This is a genomic window from Streptomyces sp. NPDC006134 (genome assembly GCF_040628835.1).
In the GTDB taxonomy this organism is placed as follows: Bacteria; Actinomycetota; Actinomycetes; order Streptomycetales; family Streptomycetaceae; genus Streptomyces.
The window spans coordinates 50747-67937 of record NZ_JBEXTV010000037.1; the positions used below are offsets into that span (position 1 = coordinate 50747).

Below are 17191 nucleotides of genomic sequence, written 5' to 3' on the forward strand. Positions count from 1 at the left end.
TCAGCTCTTGGCCGCCGCGGCCTTGGGCTTGGTGGCCTTGGCGGTCGTCGGCGCGGGCACCGTCGCGGCGTCGGCCGGGGCGGTGGACACCGCCGCGTCCGCGCCCGGTTCGGCGGCCGGCTCCTCGGGTCGCACGCCGACGCCCAGCTTCTCCTTGATCTTCTTCTCGATCTCGTTGGCCAGGTCGGGGTTGTCCTTGAGGAAGTTGCGCGCGTTCTCCTTGCCCTGGCCGAGCTGGTCGCCCTCGTACGTGTACCAGGCGCCGGCCTTGCGGACGAAGCCGTGCTCCACGCCCATGTCGATCAGGCCGCCCTCGCGGCTGATGCCCTGGCCGTAGAGGATGTCGAACTCGGCCTGCTTGAAGGGCGGCGCGACCTTGTTCTTGACGACCTTGCAGCGGGTGCGGTTGCCGACCGCCTCCGTGCCGTCCTTCAGCGTCTCGATGCGGCGGATGTCGATGCGCACCGAGGCGTAGAACTTCAGCGCCCGGCCACCGGTCGTGGTCTCCGGGGAGCCGAACATCACACCGATCTTCTCGCGGAGCTGGTTGATGAAAATCGCGGTGGTCTTGGACTGGTTGAGCGCGCTGGTGATCTTCCGCAGGGCCTGGCTCATCAGGCGGGCCTGCAGACCGACGTGGCTGTCGCCCATCTCGCCCTCGATCTCCGCGCGCGGGACGAGCGCGGCGACGGAGTCGATGACGATGAGGTCGAGGGCGCCGGAGCGGACCAGCATGTCCACGATCTCCAGGGCCTGCTCGCCGTTGTCGGGCTGGGAGAGGATGAGGTTGTCGATGTCGACGCCGAGCTTCTTGGCGTACTCGGGGTCGAGGGCGTGCTCCGCGTCCACGAAGGCGACCTGGCCGCCGGCCTTCTGCGCGTTGGCCACGGCGTGCAGGGTCAGCGTGGTCTTACCGGAGGACTCCGGTCCGTAGATCTCCACCACACGGCCGCGGGGCAGACCGCCCACGCCGAGGGCCACGTCGAGCGCGGTCGACCCGGTCGGGATGACCTCGATGGGCTCCTTCGACCGCTCGCCCATGCGCATGACCGCGCCCTTGCCGAATTGCCGTTCAATCTGCGCGAGGGCGGCGTCCAGAGCCTTCTCGCGGTCGGTTCCTGCCATGGGTTCCACCCGGTTTGCTTGAGTCGATCGCTTCACGTCAAAGACGCTAACGCCTGCCACTGACAATGCGCCTCGACGCGAGCCGGGCCTGTGGATAACCCGGGTGCTTACCAGTCCAAAATCGGACGAAACACCCTCTCTCGAACCCGGCCACGACCTCTATAAGAATGGATGTTCGATTTTTGTGTCAAGCGCCTCACACGGCGCTCCAGGACCCGCGGCCACGCCCCGGCAACGGCCGGCCGCCGAGCCGCCACGCCGTCACCGCCCCCCCTGTCCGGGCAGGGGGAAGGGGGGAGGCCGACGCCTCAGGAGGAACCCTTCCCGGAGCCGCCGCCGCCCTTCCTCGACCTCACCGCTCCCGCCCCCGTGCCCACAGCTCCCGCACGCGCGTCAGCGGTCCCGGACCCGATCCGCGGTCCCGGCGCCCGTGGACACGAGGATCGTCGGTGACCTCGTACCGCTTCACGTACGCCCCGAGGAACGCCTGCAGGGTGGCGACCGCCGGAATGGCTATCAGTGCGCCGACGGCACCGAGGAGAGCCGTGCCCACGATGACCGAGCCGAAGGCGACCGCGGGATGGATGTCGACGGTCTTCGACGTCAGCTTGGGCTGCAGCACATAGTTCTCGAACTGCTGGTAGACCACGACGAAGGTCAGCACCCACAGCGCGTACCAGGGGTCGACCGTGAAGGCGATCAGCATGGGCAGGGCACCCGCGAGGTAGGTGCCGATGGTGGGGATGAACTGCGACACCAGCCCCACCCACACCGCCAGCACGGGCGCGTAGGGCACTTCCAGGACCTGCAGCAGGACGTAGTGCGCGATGCCGGAGATCAGCGCCATCAGACCGCGCGAGTACAGGTAACCGCCGGTCTTGTCCACCGCGATCTCCCACGCGCGCAGCACCTCGGCCTGCCGGGCGGGTGGCAGGACGGAGCACAGCGCACGCCGCAGCCGGGGGCCGTCCGCGGCGAAGTAGAACGAGAACAGCGTGATCGTCAGCAGCTGGAAGAGCCCGCCGAGGACCTGAGCGGACACGTCCAGAACACCGGTGGCGCTGTCCTGCACGTAGTTGCGCAGCCAGTCGGAGCGGAGCAGGCCCTCCTGGATGTCCACCCGTCTCAGCTCCGTGTGGAAGTGGGTGTTGATCCAGTTGATGACGGAGTCGAGATACTCCGGGAAGTCCTCGACCATCCTGACGATCTGGCCCGCGAGCATGGACCCGAGCAGGGTGACGAAGCCCGCGGCGGCGACCATCACGGCGAGGAAGACCAGACCGGTGGCCGCCCCCCGGCGCATCCCGCGCGCGGCCATCCAGCTCACCGCGGGCTCGATGGCCAGGGCCAGGAAGAAGGAGATGAGGATGTTGATCAGCAGACTGGTGAGCTGGTGGAAGGCCCAGCTGCCGAGCTGGAACACGGCATAGAGCGCGAGAGCCAGCACCATGGCGCGCGGCAGCCACCGCGGCATGCGAGCGTCCGGCCCGGTGGTGCTCCGGGCGGGCGGCGTCGGGCCGGGCGGAGGTGCGCTCTCGTCAGTGGGTGCCACGGACCAAGTCTCGCTCACGCCACCGACAGCCGATCGCCCTTCCGCGATCTTTGTAACCGATCAGCGCTTCTCCTGTGGCACGTTCATGACGGTGCACACCACACGCCACACGTCCTTGGCGTCCCAGCCGGCGTCCAGGGCCTGCCGCACCGTACGCCCGCCGAGCTCCGTCATCACGTGGTCGCGCGCGAAGGTGTCGGCGTAGCCGGGACCGAAGTGGTCCGCCATCCGCTGCCAGAAGACCGTCAACCGCATACCCCCAGTATCCCGCCCCTGGGAGTGGGTCTGAGCCCGGTCCGCCTGCCGGAACCGCTTTCCCCCTTACGGTCTGACCCATGGCCGAAACCGGAGCTTCCCCTCTGTCCCCGCTCGCTCGCGCCGAACGTTTCGTCTGGCTCACCGCGCGCGTACTGGAGCAGCGCCTCTTCGCCTTCCACTTCCGAGGTGGCGACGCCGGCCCGGTGGAGACGGCGCTGGACGCCTACCGCAACGAGGACGGCGGATACGGCCACGCACTGGAGCCCGACCTGCGCGGCCCGGTCAGCCAGCCGCTGCACACCGCGCACGCCCTGCGCGTCCTGGACGCCCTGGGGCGATGCGGCGGACAGCGCGTGGACCGCACCTGCCGCTACCTGACCGCCGTTTCCACCCCGGACGGAGCGCTTCCGGCCATCCATCCCAGCCAACGCGGCTATCCGACCGCCCCCTTCGTCCCCCTCGTGGACGATCCGCCCAGCGATCTCCTGGCCACCGGCCCGGTGGTCGGCGTGCTGCACCGCAACGCGGTGTGGCATGCCTGGCTCTTCCGCGCCACCGACTTCTGCTGGCAGAGGATCGAGTCACTGCGGACGAGCCACCCCTACGAGGTGGAGGCGGCCGTGGCCTTCCTGGACTCCGTCCCCGACCGCCCCCGCGCGCAGGCCGCCGCCGACCGTCTGGGCCGCCTGGTCCGCGAACAGCGTCTCGCCGCCCTCGACCCGGACCGGCTCGACCGGTACCCCGTCTCCCCCGGCTACGCCCCCGGCGAGCACCACTTCCCTCACGACTACGCGAAGACTCCGCGCTCCCTGGCCCGCGCGTGGTTCACGGACGACGAGATGAGACGCTCCCTGGACTTCCTCGCGGCCGCCCAGCAGGAGGACGGCGGCTGGCCGATCCGCTGGCGGCAGTGGGCCCCGGCCCCGGCCTTGGAAGCACGCCCCCTGGTGACGCTGGAGGCCCTGCGCACCCTCACGGCATACGGCCGTCCACTCGACTGACCTCACCTGTCACGCTCCGGCCCCACAGGCGCCCGCGGCGGGAAGGGACGTGCCGGGGGTGTCCGCCCGCAGCGGTCGGCGCGTCAATACGAGCACCTCTCCAGGCGGCCGATTCCGCGCCGCTCCGAGGACGGACACCCCGGCGCGGCCCGACCCACCCACCGCACCCGGCGCTACGCGCACCCCCACCGCACCCGCACACGCGCCGCAGGCACCACGGCGCACCCCACCGCACCCGCACACGCGCCGCAGGCACCCCACCCAGCCGACTCAGCCACACCACAGGCGCCCCCGCCCAGCCGGCTCAGCACCCCGCAGGCCCCGCCCCACCGCCGGAGGCCCCGCAGGCACGGCCACCCCGCCAAGCCGCCCTCCCCCACCCTCACCAGCACGACATCCGCCCAGCTCAGCCCGATTGTCAGTCCCCCGGTGCACGATGGACGCATGGTCAGCTCCGCACACCGGGCCCTGGACGGCTTCTCCCCCGCGACCCGCGGCTGGTTCACGGGCGCGTTCTCCGCACCCACCGCCGCCCAGGCCGGCGCGTGGCAGGCCATCCGGGAGGGCTCGGACGTGCTGGTGGTCGCCCCCACCGGCTCCGGAAAGACCCTCGCCGCCTTCCTCGCCGCCCTGGACCAGCTGGCCTCCACGCCTCCGCCCGCCGACCCGAAGAAGCGCTGCCGCGTCCTGTACATCTCCCCCCTGAAGGCCCTCGCCGTCGACGTCGAGCGCAACCTCCGCAGCCCTCTCACCGGCATCCGTCAGGAATCCGTCCGCCTGGGCCTGCCCGAGCCCGAGGTCAAGGTCGGCATCCGTTCCGGCGACACCCCGGCCGCCGAGCGCCGCGCGCTGTCCACCCGCCCCCCGGACATCCTGATCACCACTCCGGAGTCCCTGTTCCTGATGCTGACGTCGGCCACGCGCGACGCGCTGACCGGCATCGAGACGGTCATCCTCGACGAGGTGCACGCGGTGGCCGGCACCAAGCGCGGCGCCCACCTCGCGCTCTCCCTGGAGCGCCTCGACGAGCTGCTCCCCCGCCCGGCCCGCCGCATCGGCCTGTCGGCGACCGTCCGTCCGGTCGACGAGGTCGCCCGTTTCCTCTCCCCGCGCCGCAAGGTGGAGATCGTCCAGCCGGAGTCGGGCAAGGAGTTCGACCTCTCCGTCGTCGTCCCGGTCGAGGACTTGGGCGAGCTGAGCGGCTCCCCGGCCGCCGACGCCGCCGAGGGCGCGGAACGCCCCTCGATCTGGCCCCATGTGGAGGAGCGGATCGCGGACCTGGTCCAGGCCCACCGTTCCACGATCGTCTTCGCGAACTCCCGCCGCCTCGCGGAGCGCCTCTGCAACCGGCTCAACGAGATCGCCTACGAACGCGCGACCGGCGAACCCCTCGACGAGCACCACGCCCCCGCCGCGCTGATGGGCGGCTCCGGAGCCGCCCAGGGCGCGCCCGCGGTCATCGCCCGCGCCCACCACGGCTCGGTCTCCAAGGAGCAGCGCGCCCTCGTCGAGGAGGACCTCAAAGCGGGCCGCCTGCCCGCCGTGGTCGCCACCTCCAGCCTGGAGCTCGGCATCGACATGGGCGCGGTCGACCTCGTCGTCCAGGTGGAGTCCCCGCCCTCGGTCGCCTCCGGCCTGCAGCGCGTCGGCCGCGCCGGTCACCAGGTCGGCGCCGTCTCCACGGGCGTGGTCTTCCCGAAGTACCGCGGCGATCTCGTCCAGGCGGCCGTGGTCACCGAGCGGATGCGCTCCGGTGCCATCGAGTCCCTGAAGATCCCCGCCAACCCCCTGGACGTCCTGGCGCAGCAGCTGGTCGCGATGGCGTCGATGGACACCTGGCAGGTCGACGACCTGCTCGCCACCGTCCGCCGCGCCGCCCCCTTCGCCTCGCTGCCCGAGTCGGCGTTCACCGCCGTCCTGGACATGCTCGCGGGCCGCTACCCGTCCGACGCCTTCGCCGAGCTGCGCCCGCGCGTGGTGTGGGACCGCGTCGCCGGCACGGTCACCGGCCGCCCGGGAGCGCAGCGCCTGGCGGTCACCTCCGGGGGCACGATCCCCGACCGGGGACTCTTCGGGGTCTTCCTCGCGGGGGCCGACCCGAAGAAGGGCGGCGGCCGGGTCGGCGAGCTCGACGAAGAGATGGTGTACGAGTCTCGCGTGGGGGACGTGTTCACGCTGGGCACCACCTCCTGGCGCATCGAGGACATCACCCGCGACCGGGTCCTGGTCTCCCCCGCTCCGGGCGTCCCGGGCCGGCTGCCGTTCTGGAAGGGCGACCAGCTGGGCCGCCCGCTGGAGCTGGGCCGTGCGCTGGGCGCGTTCCTGCGCGAGGTCGGCTCCCTGCCGAAGGAGGACGCCCGCCTGCGCCTCCTCGCGGCGGGCCTGGACGCCTGGGCGGCCGGCAACGTGCTGTCCTACCTCGACGAGCAGCGCGAGGCGTGCGGCCACGTCCCGGACGACCGGACGATCGTCGTGGAACGGTTCCGCGACGAGCTCGGCGACTGGCGGGTGGTCGTGCACTCCCCGTTCGGTGCCCAGGTCCACGCCCCCTGGGCCCTTGCCCTCGGCGCCCGGCTGTCCGAGCGGTACGGGATGGACGCGCAGGTCATGCACGCCGACGACGGCATCGTGCTGCGGCTGCCGGACGCCGATCTGATGGGTCTGGACCTGCTCGATCAGGACCTGCCGGCCCAGGAGCCGGCGAGGGCCGGCACGGAGTACGACGCGGACCAGGCGCCCGTGGGCGCGGCCGACGTCGTCTTCGACAAGGGCGAGGTCGACCGGATCGTCACCGACCAGGTGGGCGGCTCGGCCCTGTTCGCCGCCCGTTTCCGGGAGTGCGCCGCCCGCGCGCTGCTGCTGCCGCGCCGCAACCCCGGCAAGCGCACCCCGCTGTGGCAGCAGCGTCAGCGCGCCGCCCAGCTGCTGGAGGTGGCGAGCGAGTACGGATCGTTCCCGATCGTCCTGGAGGCGGTCCGCGAGTGCCTCCAGGACGTCTTCGACGTCCCCGGCCTGGTCGAGCTGATGGGTGACCTGGAGTCCCGCAAGGTGCGCCTGGTCGAGGTCACCACGCCGGAGCCGTCCCCCTTCGCCCGTTCCCTCCTCTTCGGTTACGTCGCCCAGTTCCTCTACGAGGGCGACTCCCCGCTCGCCGAGCGGCGCGCCGCCGCCCTCTCCCTCGACTCGCGGCTGCTGGCCGAGCTGCTCGGCCAGGCGGAGCTGCGCGAGCTGCTCGACGCGGACGTGCTGACGGAGCTGGAGCGCGAGCTGCAGTGGCTCACCGAGGACCGCCGTGTGAAGGACGTGGAGGGCGTGGCGGACGTGCTGCGGGTGCTCGGCCCGCTGACGGACGCCGAGCTGGCCGAGCGGGGCGCCGCACCGGGGTGGGCCGAGGAGCTGGCCGCCGCCCGCCGCGCGATCCGGGTCCGTATCGCCGGCGCGGAACACTGGGCGGCGGTCGAGGACGCGGGCCGGATGCGGGACGCGCTGGGCACGGCGCTTCCGGTCGGTGTCCCGGAAGCCTTCACCGAGCCGGTCAAGGACCCGCTCGGCGACCTGCTCGCCCGCTACGCCCGCACCCACGGCCCGTTCACCTCGGCCACGGCGGCGTCCCGCTTCGGCCTGGGCGTGGCCGTCACGGAAGGCGCCCTGCACCGGCTCGCGGCGACGGGCAGGATCGTCCAGGGCGAGTTCCACCCGGCCGGCATCGGCCAGGAGTGGTGCGACGCGGCCGTACTGCGCCGGCTGCGCCGCCGTTCCCTGGCCGCGCTGCGGCACGAGCTGGAGCCGGTGCCACCGGCCGCGCTCGCCCAGTTCCTGCCCCAGTGGCAGCACATCGGCAAGGGTCACGCGCTGCGCGGCATCGACGGTCTGGTGCGCGCAATCGAGCAGTTGCAGGGGGCCGCCGTGCCCGCTTCCGCTCTGGAGAAGCTGGTCCTTCCCTCCCGGGTGGCGCACTACACCCCCGCGATGCTCGACGAGCTGACCGCCGCCGGTGAGGTGGTGTGGGCCGGAGCCGGCTCGCTTCCCGGAAAGGACGGCTGGGTCTCCCTCTACCTGGCGGACGCGGCCCCGCTGCTCCTGCCGCCCCCGCACCCGCTGGAGCTCACCGCGCTCCACCAGTCGGTGCTCGACACCCTCTCCGGCGGCTACGGCCTGTTCTTCCGCCAGATCGCCGACCAGGTCCGCGCCACCACCCACCCCGACGTCACCGACCCCCAGCTCGCCGATGCCCTGTGGGACCTGGCCTGGTCGGGGCGGCTGACGAACGACACGCTCGCGCCCCTGCGCTCCCTGCTGGGCTCGGGCCGCACCGCGGGCTCCACGGCCCACCGTGCCCGGCGCACGGTGCCGCGGGGGCGCTATGGCTCCCTGACGGCCGCGGCCCGCCCAGCCTCCCGCAGCGGCCCGCCGACCGTCGCCGGCCGCTGGTCGCTCCTCCCCGCCCGGGAGGCCGACGCCACGGTGCGCGCCCATGCCCTGGCCCGCACGCTCCTGGACCGGCACGGCGTGGTGACCCGGGGCGCCGTCGCGGCCGAGGGTGTGGAGGGCGGCTTCTCGGCGGCGTACCGCGTCCTGTCGGTGTTCGAGGAGAGCGGTCAGGCGCGGCGCGGCTATGTGGTCGAGGGGCTCGGCGCCGCGCAGTTCGCCATGGACGGAGCCGTGGACCGCCTGCGTGCCGTGGCCAACGCCCGGGACCGCGGCGACACCCTGCCGGGCCCCGGCTTCACCGACGGCGCCCCGGGGAGCTACGGCCTGCCCGCCGGCTCCCCCGCCGAAGACTTCGGCGCCTTCGACGCCCCCCTCACCGACTCCCCGTACCCCCTCGACCGGCTCACCCCCGGCGACTACGTCTCCCCCCGCGACTACGACGCACCGGGTGCGGGCGGCCCCCGCGGTGGCGCTCCCCGGCACGCCATGGGCGCCCCGTGGGGCGCCCACGCACACGATCGCCCCGGCCACCGGCCCGGCGGCCGGCCCGCCCCCGCCTCCCGGGCGGTCGTCCTGGCCGCCGCCGACCCGGCCAACGCCTACGGCGCCGCACTCGCCTGGCCCGAGCCCCCGGCCGGCGCGGGGCACAAGCCCGGCCGCAAGGCGGGTTCCCTGGTCGTGCTCGTCGACGGCGAGCTGACGCTGTACATGGAACGCGGCGGCAAGACGCTGCTGGCGTGGCCCTCGGCCCCGGACGAGCACGCCGTTGACGACCTCCGCCTGCACGCGGCCGCACAGGCGCTCGCCGCGGCCGCCCGCGAGGGATCCCTCGGCACGGTCACGGTGGAGCGCGTCAACGGTGCCGCCGCGCTGACCTCCCCGTTCGGCGCCCTCCTGGAAGCGGCGGGTTTCATCGCCACGCCGCGCGGCCTGCGCCTGCGGGCCTGACCATGGCCAGAGCGACGTAGCGCTTGCGCGCCTGCCGCGCGGCCTGCGTCTGCGGGCCCGACGGCGCGGTCCTCACACCGGCCGGCGCGGCCCGCCGTCGCGCTCTTCCGCCGTGTCACCCTGGATCCATGCCCGAAGGAGACACGGTCTGGCAGACCGCGCGACGGCTGCACGACGCCCTCGCGGGCAAGGTGCTGACCCACAGCGATCTCCGGGTGCCCCGCTACGCCACCGTCGACCTCACCGGCCGCGAACTCCTGGCCGTCGTCCCGCGCGGCAAGCACCTGCTCATGCGTATCGAGGGCGGTCTGACGCTGCACTCCCATCTCCGGATGGACGGCGCATGGAGGGTGTTCGCCCCCGGCCGGCGCTGGAGCGGCGGCCCCGCCCACCAGATCCGCGCGGTGCTCGGCAGCGCCGACCGCACGGCCGTCGGCTACCGCCTCCCCGTCCTGGAACTCCTGCGCACCGCCGACGAGCACCGCGCCGTCGGCCACCTCGGCCCGGACCTGCTGGGCGCGGACTGGGACCCGGAGCGGGCGCTGGCGAACCTGCTCGCCGACCCGGCACGCCCGATCGGCGAGGCCCTGCTCGACCAGCGCAACCTCGCCGGCATCGGCAACATCTACAAGTGCGAGCTCTGCTTCCTGCTCGGCGTCACGCCCTGGCTGCCGGTGGGCGAGCTGCCCACCGAACACGCCGCGATGCTCCCGGAGCTCGCCAGGAAACTCCTGGAAGCCAACCGTGACCGCCCGGCCCGCCGCACAACCGGCCGAAGCGGCCGGGACCCGAGCGGCCAGGACCTGTTCGTGTACGGCCGCGCACCCCGCCCCTGCCTGCGCTGCCGCTCCTGCGTCCGCGTCGCCGGCCAGGGCGACGGCTCCCGCGAACGTCCCACGTACTGGTGTCCCGGCTGCCAGTGGGGTCCCGCCCCGGCGCCACGGGGCCGGGACGGGGCCGGCTGACCGGGGTCAGGCGGTGAGCAGGGCGTCGATCTGGCCGACCGCCTGCTGCATCCCCTCGACCATCCCCATGTCGGCCAGCCGTTCCATGTCCTCGCGGGAGTCGAAGACCGAGCGCAGCTCCATCCGCGTCCCCCCGTCGTGTGCGGTGAGCCGCACGTGCGCCGTGGTGGTCGGCAGGTCCGTGCTCGGCGTTCCGTCCTGGTCGGCGAAGCCGTCGACGAACTCCAGAGAGGTCGGCGGGGTGACGGACGTGATCCGCCACCAGCCGCGGTACTTCTCGCCCTCGGGACCGGTCATGAAGTAGCTGACCTCGCCGCCCGCGGTCAGGTCGTGCTCCTCCACGGTCGCCGGGTAGCTCGGCGGACCCCACCAGCGCTCCAGCTGCCGCGGATCGGCCCACAGCTGCCACACCCGTTCGACCGGGGCGGCGAAGTCGGCGACCAGGGTGAGGGTCAGGTTGTCGAGGTCCTTGTCCACACGGGTGACACTCATCGTTTCTGTCCTTCCGTCGGGTTGTCCCCCTCGGGGCCGGGTTCCGGGGTGAGCAGCCGGGACATCCGTTCCACCCGTCCGCGCCACGCCGTCTCCAGTTCGTCGAGGGCCTGCCGCGCCCGGTCCACTGCCTCGGGCTCGGTGCGCACGAGCTGCTCCCGTCCGCGGCGCTGCTTGGTGACCAGGCCGGCCCGCTCCAGTACCGCCACGTGCTTCTGCACCGCGGCGAAACTCATCGGGTACCCCTCGGCCAGCCGTGACACGGACAGCTCCCCCTGCACGCAGCGGCGGAGGATGTCGCGCCGCGTGGCATCGGCCAGAGCGTGGAACAGGCGGTCCACGGCATCGTCCGCGACTCCATCTACAACCATTTGGTTGTACGTTAGCTCGCCGCGCGTCCGGTTGCAAAGAGACGGCACCGCTGTGCGGGAAACACCCGGCGCACAGAGGCGGCACACGACGCGAGAAATACGAGAAATACGAGGGACATGAGGGACGCGAGGAAGAAGAACACGACAGGCCACCGGAGAGACAGAAGAACACGGCAGGCGCTACGCCGGACCGGGACCACCGTCCGGCCGTCCCCGCGGCCCCTCCCGCCCGGCCCCACCCGCCCTCCAGGCCCGCCGCCACCGCCCCGCACCCACGGCGCCCGCCGCCCGCTCCTTCGGCGCGCAGTGCACCGGCAGCACACTCAGCCCCCACCCGCCGGCGGCGACCGCCCCCTCCACCACCCCGGCACCGGGCGCCACCGCGAGCCTCAGCACGGCCCACCACCACAGCGCGCCCAGCCCGAGTGCGACCCCCCGGCGCACGGTCCGCCCTGCCACGGCCACCACCTCCAGCCCCGCCGCCGCCCGGCCACACCACCTCCAGCCCCGCCGCCCGGCCACACCACCTCCGGCCGCACCACCTCCAGCCCCCCACCGTCCGGCCGCACCACCTCCGACCCCACCACCTCCGGCCCGGCGCCGACCGCCCGCTTCCCGGCCGGGGGCGGCGTCAACCGTTCTCGGCCTGGAACATCCAGTGGTGCTTCTCCAGATCCGCCGTGATCCGGATGAAGATGTCCTGGCTCACCGGATCCGGCTCGCCGGTGGCGGCGATCCGCTCCCGCATCCGCACGATCACCGCGCCCAGCGCGTCCACGAGGGTCCGCACCGCGGTCCCGTCGTCGACCCACCCCTCCGGTGTCACCCCGATGCCACTGCCGACGGCGACCGTCGCGGCGCGGCCGTCCGGCGGCACGCCGAGCGCCGCGGCGCGTTCCGCCACCGTGTCGGAGTGCGTGCGCGCGGTGCCGACCACCTCGTCGAGCTGAAGGTGCACGGACCGGAAGCGCGGCCCGACCACGTTCCAGTGGATCTGCTTCGCCACCAGCCCCAGGTCCACCAAGTCCACGAGGGCACCCTGCAGGGCCTCGGAGACGGTCTTCAGATTCGCGTCGGACAACGGGCTCTTCACGACGTACATCGGCACCTCCGCAGGCTCACCCCCCGCCACGTCCCTCCACGATGACCGCAGCACCGCGCCCCGGCAAACGCACCGGGATCAGTCACTCACCCACCGTCACCAGACAGGTCCGCCCATGCGAAAACCCCGGCCGGACCCCTCCGGTTCTCCCGGAGCGGCCCCGGCCGGGGCCTCGTACTTCTTCTCGGCCTGCTTGGCCCGCACCGGCGTCACATCGCGCACAGCGGACATGACGCGGGCCCGTGCCCGCCCTCAGGCGGCGACGACGTCCACCGCCTCGGCGGGCGCCTTGATGGTCACCCGCTCCGGTGGCACACCGGTCACCGACACGGAGCCCAGCATGGGACGAACCGGCGTGGGCACGGTATCGCTGGGGGTGGCAGCAGCAGACTGGGCCAGCTCGGCGAGGGCGAGCTCGTCGCTCACTTCCCGCATGAGCTCGGACATCCGTACGTCCAGCGCGTCGCAGATGGCGGCGAGCAGCTCGGAGGAAGCCTCCTTCTGCCCCCGCTCCACCTCGGAGAGATAGCCGAGCGAGACTCGGGCGGACGAGGAGACTTCGCGCAGAGTACGGCCCTGGCGCTGGCGCTGCCGACGCAGCACGTCACCCAGCAGGCGACGGAGCAGAATCATCGGTGGCTCCCTCCTCGGACCGCGTAGCCGCATCCTTCACGCCCCACCGTACCGCCTCGCGCCGCGGCCGTGCGGGGAGCGATGTCGTGTTCACTCAGGGCTGCAAACATCAAAACCCCCCGTTCCGTTCCGTATCCTGTGCCCGCTCATTCCCGGTCTGTTCGCCCGCGAGCTCCTTCAAAAGGAGTCCGAGCACGCTCCGTACACTCTCCATACGAATTTCCGCGCGGTCGCCGTTCAACCGCAGCGCCTCCACTTTTCCGCCCGGGGCGGAATCCCCAGCGGTTCCCCAGGGCCCGTCCACGGCCACGAACACCGTTCCGACGGGTTGTCCGTCCTGCGGGTCGGGACCGGCGACGCCCGTCGTCGCAATCCCCCAGTCGGCGCCGAGCGCCTTGCGCACACCGGCCGCCATCTGGGCCGCGACCTGCGCGTCCACCGCGCCTCGCGCGTCCAGCAGGGCCGCGTCCACGCCCAGCAACCGGTGCTTCAGCCCGGTCGCGTAGGCGGTGACCGACCCCAGGAAGACCCGGGACGCCCCGGGGACGGAGGTGATCTGCGCGGCGACGAGACCACCGGTCAGCGACTCGGCGACCGCGAGGGTCGCCCCCTTCACCGTGAGGAGTCGCACCACGTCGGCGGCCGGGGAACTCAAGCTTCCGTCTCCTTCAACGCCGCCCGGCGCTCGGCGATTCCCCGCCTGCGCAGCACGATGGCCTGCCTGATGTAGTCCAGTCCGGTCGCCACGGTCAGGACGACCGCCGCCGCCATCACCCAGAACCGCAGGGTCGCCAGGGGCCCCGTCAGCGCCAGCACGTACATCCCGACCGCCACGCCCTGGGTGAGCGTCTTCAGCTTGCCGCCGCGGCTGGCGGGGATGACGCCGTAGCGGATGACGAGGAAGCGCAGCAGGGTGATGCCGAGCTCCCGGCCGAGGATGACGGCGGTGACCCACCACGGCAGGTCGCCCAGCGCCGAGAGACAGATCAGCGCCGCCCCCATGATCGCCTTGTCGGCGATGGGATCGGCGATCTTCCCGAAGTCCGTGACCAGGTTGTACGTACGGGCCAGATGTCCGTCGAAGAGGTCGGTGATCATGGCGATGGCGAAGGCGGCCCAGGCCAGCGAGCGCCACGCCGGGTCGTACCCGCCGTCGGCGAGCATCAGCGCGACGAACCCCGGTACGAGGATCAGCCGGAGCATCGTCAGCAGGTTGGCGACGTTCCAGACGCTGGCCTGGTCGACGGCGGCAGCGGCCAGCTTCCCGCCGCGCGCCGGCTTCGCACCGCCCGGCGACTGCGCCTGCGCGGACGCGGCACCCTCACCGGGAACCCCGCCGTGAGCGGCCGTGCTCCCCGTCTCGTCCCCGGCACCGGAAGCACCACCGCTACCGCCACCCGGCACACCACCGGCCCCGGGCGCACCCTCGCCACCCGCCCCGGACACACCCGGCCCGGCGTCCCCGCCGTCAGCGGGAACACCGGCACCGGCCGCACGCCCTCCGGCCCTGCGCGCATCGGCCCCCCGCGCCACGGCGCCGCCCGGGACCGCACGCCCCGCCGTCACCGGCCCCGCCTGAGCGGCACCCGGCACCGCCCGCGCGCCGGCCCTCCGCGCACCGGAGGCGCCTCCTGCCGCGGACGCCGGGATTCCGGTCATCTGCCCGCCTCCTCACTCCACGCGAGCGAGCCCCGCAGCGGCTCGGCCACAAGGTCGACACCTTCCGTACCGACCACCTTCGCGTCGACCATAAGACCGGCGGTCAAACCTTCGCCGCTCGTGAGGAGTACCTGGCCGTCCGTCTCGGGCGCCTGGTGCGCCGCGCGCCCGTACACGCCCTCCTCGTCGTCCACGGACTCCACGAGCACCCGCACGGTCTCGCCCACGCGCTCCTCGGCCCGCTGCGAGACGAGCTCCTCGGCGAGGCGGGAGACCCGGGCCAGCCGCTCGGCGACGACCTCCTCGTCGAGCTTGTTCTCGTACGTCGCCGCCTCCGTGCCCTCCTCGTCGGAGTAGCCGAAGACGCCGATGGCGTCCAGCCGCGCGTGGTTCAGGAACCGCTCCAGCTCGGCGAGGTCGGCCTCGGACTCGCCGGGGAAGCCCACGATGAAGTTGGAGCGCACGCCGGCCTCGGGGGCCTTGCTCCGGATGGTGTCGAGCAGTTCCAGGAAGCGGTCGGTGTCGCCGAAGCGGCGCATCGCGCGCAGCACGCCGGGCGCGGAGTGCTGGAAGGACAGGTCGAAGTAGGGGGCGACCTTCGGCGTCGAGGTCAGGACGTCGATCAGCCCCGGGCGCATCTCGGCCGGCTGGAGGTAGCTGACGCGCACCCGCTCGATGCCGTCGACCTCGGCCAGCTCCGGCAGCAGCGCCTCCAGCAGGCGGATGTCGCCGAGGTCCTTGCCGTAGGAGGTGTTGTTCTCGGAGACCAGCATGATCTCCTTCACCCCCTGCTCGGCCAGCCACCGCGTCTCGTTCAGCACGTCGCTGGGGCGGCGCGAGATGAAGGAGCCGCGGAAGGAGGGGATGGCGCAGAACGAGCAGCGCCGGTCGCAGCCGGAGGCCAGCTTCACCGAGGCGACGGGGGAGCCGTCCAGGCGGCGGCGCAGCGGCGCGCGGGGGCCGGAGGCCGGGGCGAGGCCGTCGGGGAGGTCCTCGGGCGCGCCGTGGCCGGGCAGCGCCACCTCCTCCGAGACGGCCTGCCGCTCGACGGGGCTGATCGGCAGCAGCTTGCGCCGGTCGCGGGGGGTGTGCGCGGCGTGGATCCCGCCGTTCAGGATGGTCTGGAGGCGGTCGGAGATGTCGGTGTAGTCGTCGAAGCCGAGCACGCCGTCGGCCTCGGGAAGGGCCTCGGCGAGCTCCTTGCCGTACCGCTCGGCCATGCAGCCCACGGCCACCACGGCCTGCGTTCTGCCGTGGCCCTTGAGATCGTTGGCTTCCAGGAGGGCGTCGACGGAGTCCTTCTTGGCGGCTTCCACGAAGCCGCACGTGTTCACCACGGCGACGTCCGCGTCCGCGGCGTCCTCCACGAGCTGCCAGCCGTCCGCCTCCAAACGGCCTGCGAGCTCCTCGGAGTCCACCTCGTTACGGGCGCAGCCAAGGGTGACCAGTGCGACGGTACGGCGTTCAGGCATGGGCTCAAGAGTACTTCGTCCCGCTGACGGCCCACGTCGACGGGGTTGGCCGATCTTGGCCAACCCCGTACCCACTCGACCCTTCGAGCCGCTTATCCGACCTCGGGGTCACCCTTGGTGTACGTCAGCCGCTCCACGGCGCCCGGCCGGAAATCGTCCTGGATCTCCTTGCCGTTGACGTGCAGCCGGATGGCGCCGGCGTCCCCGAGGACGAGGTCGATCTTCGAGTTGTCCTGGAAGGTCTTGGTGTCGCCCTGTTCGAGCAGGCCGTCGAAGAGCAGCCGCCCGTTGTGGTCCTTGGCGGAGATCCAGCTGCGGCCGTCGGGGGCGCTCACCTGCACCGTCACCTTGTCCCGGGGCGCGGCGGCGATGGCGCTGTCGGTCGGGTCCGGCTTGGGGTCGGCGGGCTTCTTCGTCGCCCTGGCGCTGGGCGAGGCGGACGTGCCGGTCGTGGGCGTGGCCCCCTCGGCGACCTGCGCCTTGCCGCCGTCGTCGCCGCCCTTGACCATCGTGAACCCGACGAAGCCGATCACGACGACGATCGCGGCGACCATGGCCGCCGTCCAGTTCGGCCCGCGCCGCTCGGGACGGATGCGTTCCGCTTCGAACAGCGGCGCGGCCGGGGTCGGCGCCGGCCGCCCGCCGCGTTCGGCGTCGTACCGGGCGATCAGCGGTTCCGGATCGAGGTGTACGGCCTTGGCCAGGGTCCGGATGTGGCCGCGGGCGTAGACGTCGCCGCCGCAGGGCGCGAAGTCGTCCGCCTCGATGGCGTGCACGATGGCGATACGGACCCGGGTGGCGGTGCTGATGTCGTCGACGGTCAGCCCGGCGGCGATACGCGCCTGCTGCAGGGCACGGCCGATGGAGGGGCGGGCTTCCTCGGAAACGTCTGCGAACGGACGCTCGTCTTCAGGGGAGTTGCCGATGGACACGGGGGCGCCTTTCGAGCGTATAGCCGCCTGTGCTGGACGTTCAGTCTAGGGGTGGTGCAAACGGGTGGGGCAACCGGGCGCCAGGACTTTGTACGCCATCGGAACGGCCCGGCACCCCGACGGTGGTCCACTGTTTGCCACTTTCCTCAACTTGACGTACACCGCGGGGAAACGGTTGCCCGATGATCCGCTACGGATGAGTCACGATCGCACACCCGTGCGCCCCGCCCGGCCCCGCGAGCGGGACGGC

Annotated in this window: 15 protein-coding genes; 3 read left to right on the top strand and 12 right to left on the bottom strand. The window is 72.8% G+C overall.

Going from position 1 to position 17191, the window contains the following annotated elements; genetic code table 11:
- From recA to ABZ340_RS23480, 3 genes are all read right to left on the bottom strand, one after another.
- Window positions 1–1125: a recombinase RecA gene (recA, locus tag ABZ340_RS23470; RefSeq protein WP_358783768.1), complete on the bottom strand. Its 1125-nt coding sequence runs from the start codon at window positions 1123–1125 to the stop codon at window positions 1–3.
- Window positions 1126–1477: 352 nt separating this feature from the next.
- Window positions 1478–2599, bottom strand: coding sequence for an AI-2E family transporter (locus ABZ340_RS23475; RefSeq protein WP_358783788.1), 1122 nt, complete (start codon window positions 2597–2599; stop codon window positions 1478–1480).
- Window positions 2600–2737: 138 nt separating this feature from the next.
- The gene (locus ABZ340_RS23480; protein WP_358783769.1) at window positions 2738–2932 is read right to left on the bottom strand and encodes a DUF3046 domain-containing protein; all 195 of its coding nucleotides are present in this window, start codon (window positions 2930–2932) and stop codon (window positions 2738–2740) included.
- 80 nt (window positions 2933–3012) lie between these two features.
- Here ABZ340_RS23480 and ABZ340_RS23485 point away from each other — a divergent pair, with 80 nt between their 5' ends.
- From ABZ340_RS23485 to ABZ340_RS23495, 3 genes are all read left to right on the top strand, one after another.
- A complete protein-coding gene (locus ABZ340_RS23485) occupies window positions 3013–3936 on the top strand; it encodes a hypothetical protein (RefSeq protein WP_358783770.1) in 924 nt (307 codons plus the stop codon).
- Window positions 3937–4380: 444 nt separating this feature from the next.
- Window positions 4381–9315: an ATP-dependent helicase gene (locus ABZ340_RS23490; RefSeq protein WP_358783771.1), complete on the top strand. Its 4935-nt coding sequence runs from the start codon at window positions 4381–4383 to the stop codon at window positions 9313–9315.
- A gap of 128 nt (window positions 9316–9443) precedes the next feature.
- Window positions 9444–10280 (top strand): DNA-formamidopyrimidine glycosylase family protein, encoded by an 837-nt coding sequence (locus ABZ340_RS23495; RefSeq protein ID WP_358783772.1) that lies wholly within the window; start codon window positions 9444–9446, stop codon window positions 10278–10280.
- A gap of 6 nt (window positions 10281–10286) precedes the next feature.
- Here the strand turns inward: ABZ340_RS23495 and ABZ340_RS23500 are convergent, their stop codons facing one another.
- The 9 genes from ABZ340_RS23500 to ABZ340_RS23540 form a co-directional block, all read right to left on the bottom strand.
- Complete coding sequence (locus ABZ340_RS23500; protein ID WP_358783773.1) at window positions 10287–10772, bottom strand: SRPBCC domain-containing protein; 486 nt, start codon at window positions 10770–10772, stop codon at window positions 10287–10289.
- Window positions 10769–11143 (bottom strand): metalloregulator ArsR/SmtB family transcription factor, encoded by a 375-nt coding sequence (locus tag ABZ340_RS23505; RefSeq protein WP_358783774.1) that lies wholly within the window; start codon window positions 11141–11143, stop codon window positions 10769–10771. Before ABZ340_RS23505 ends, ABZ340_RS23500 begins: the two co-directional genes overlap by 4 nt.
- A gap of 180 nt (window positions 11144–11323) precedes the next feature.
- A complete protein-coding gene (locus ABZ340_RS23510; RefSeq protein WP_358783775.1) occupies window positions 11324–11602 on the bottom strand; it encodes a hypothetical protein in 279 nt (92 codons plus the stop codon).
- Between the two features lie 172 nt (window positions 11603–11774).
- Entirely contained in the window at window positions 11775–12245 is a 471-nt protein-coding gene (locus ABZ340_RS23515) for a DNA starvation/stationary phase protection protein (RefSeq protein ID WP_358783776.1), read from the bottom strand.
- A 252-nt stretch (window positions 12246–12497) separates the two neighbouring features.
- Window positions 12498–12878 carry a helix-turn-helix transcriptional regulator gene (locus ABZ340_RS23520; protein WP_358783777.1) on the bottom strand — a complete coding sequence of 127 codons (381 nt, stop codon included), beginning with the start codon at window positions 12876–12878 and terminating at the stop codon, window positions 12498–12500.
- A gap of 109 nt (window positions 12879–12987) precedes the next feature.
- Window positions 12988–13533: a CinA family protein gene (locus ABZ340_RS23525; protein WP_358783778.1), complete on the bottom strand. Its 546-nt coding sequence runs from the start codon at window positions 13531–13533 to the stop codon at window positions 12988–12990.
- Window positions 13530–14324: a CDP-diacylglycerol--glycerol-3-phosphate 3-phosphatidyltransferase gene (gene pgsA / locus ABZ340_RS23530; RefSeq protein ID WP_358783779.1), complete on the bottom strand. Its 795-nt coding sequence runs from the start codon at window positions 14322–14324 to the stop codon at window positions 13530–13532. The genes ABZ340_RS23525 and pgsA overlap by 4 nt, the downstream gene beginning before the upstream one ends.
- Window positions 14325–14533: 209 nt before the next feature.
- Window positions 14534–16009: a 30S ribosomal protein S12 methylthiotransferase RimO gene (rimO, locus tag ABZ340_RS23535; RefSeq protein WP_358783780.1), complete on the bottom strand. Its 1476-nt coding sequence runs from the start codon at window positions 16007–16009 to the stop codon at window positions 14534–14536.
- Between the two features lie 92 nt (window positions 16010–16101).
- Window positions 16102–16941 (bottom strand): RodZ domain-containing protein, encoded by an 840-nt coding sequence (locus tag ABZ340_RS23540; RefSeq protein ID WP_358783781.1) that lies wholly within the window; start codon window positions 16939–16941, stop codon window positions 16102–16104.
- Between the last annotated feature and the right edge of the window lie 250 nt (window positions 16942–17191).

Bases quoted from the DNA above. Each gene is read 5' to 3' on its own strand.
- recA (WP_358783768.1), bottom strand. From the start codon at position 1,125: ATGGCAGGAACCGACCGCGAGAAGGCTCTGGACGCCGCCCTCGCGCAG.
- ABZ340_RS23475 (WP_358783788.1), bottom strand. From the start codon at position 2,599: ATGCCGCGGTGGCTGCCGCGCGCCATGGTGCTGGCTCTCGCGCTCTAT.
- ABZ340_RS23480 (WP_358783769.1), bottom strand. From the start codon at position 2,932: ATGCGGTTGACGGTCTTCTGGCAGCGGATGGCGGACCACTTCGGTCCC.
- ABZ340_RS23485 (WP_358783770.1), top strand. From the start codon at position 3,013: ATGGCCGAAACCGGAGCTTCCCCTCTGTCCCCGCTCGCTCGCGCCGAA.
- ABZ340_RS23490 (WP_358783771.1), top strand. From the start codon at position 4,381: ATGGTCAGCTCCGCACACCGGGCCCTGGACGGCTTCTCCCCCGCGACC.
- ABZ340_RS23495 (WP_358783772.1), top strand. From the start codon at position 9,444: ATGCCCGAAGGAGACACGGTCTGGCAGACCGCGCGACGGCTGCACGAC.
- ABZ340_RS23500 (WP_358783773.1), bottom strand. From the start codon at position 10,772: ATGAGTGTCACCCGTGTGGACAAGGACCTCGACAACCTGACCCTCACC.
- ABZ340_RS23505 (WP_358783774.1), bottom strand. From the start codon at position 11,143: ATGGTTGTAGATGGAGTCGCGGACGATGCCGTGGACCGCCTGTTCCAC.
- ABZ340_RS23515 (WP_358783776.1), bottom strand. From the start codon at position 12,245: ATGTACGTCGTGAAGAGCCCGTTGTCCGACGCGAATCTGAAGACCGTC.
- ABZ340_RS23520 (WP_358783777.1), bottom strand. From the start codon at position 12,878: ATGATTCTGCTCCGTCGCCTGCTGGGTGACGTGCTGCGTCGGCAGCGC.
- rimO (WP_358783780.1), bottom strand. From the start codon at position 16,009: ATGCCTGAACGCCGTACCGTCGCACTGGTCACCCTTGGCTGCGCCCGT.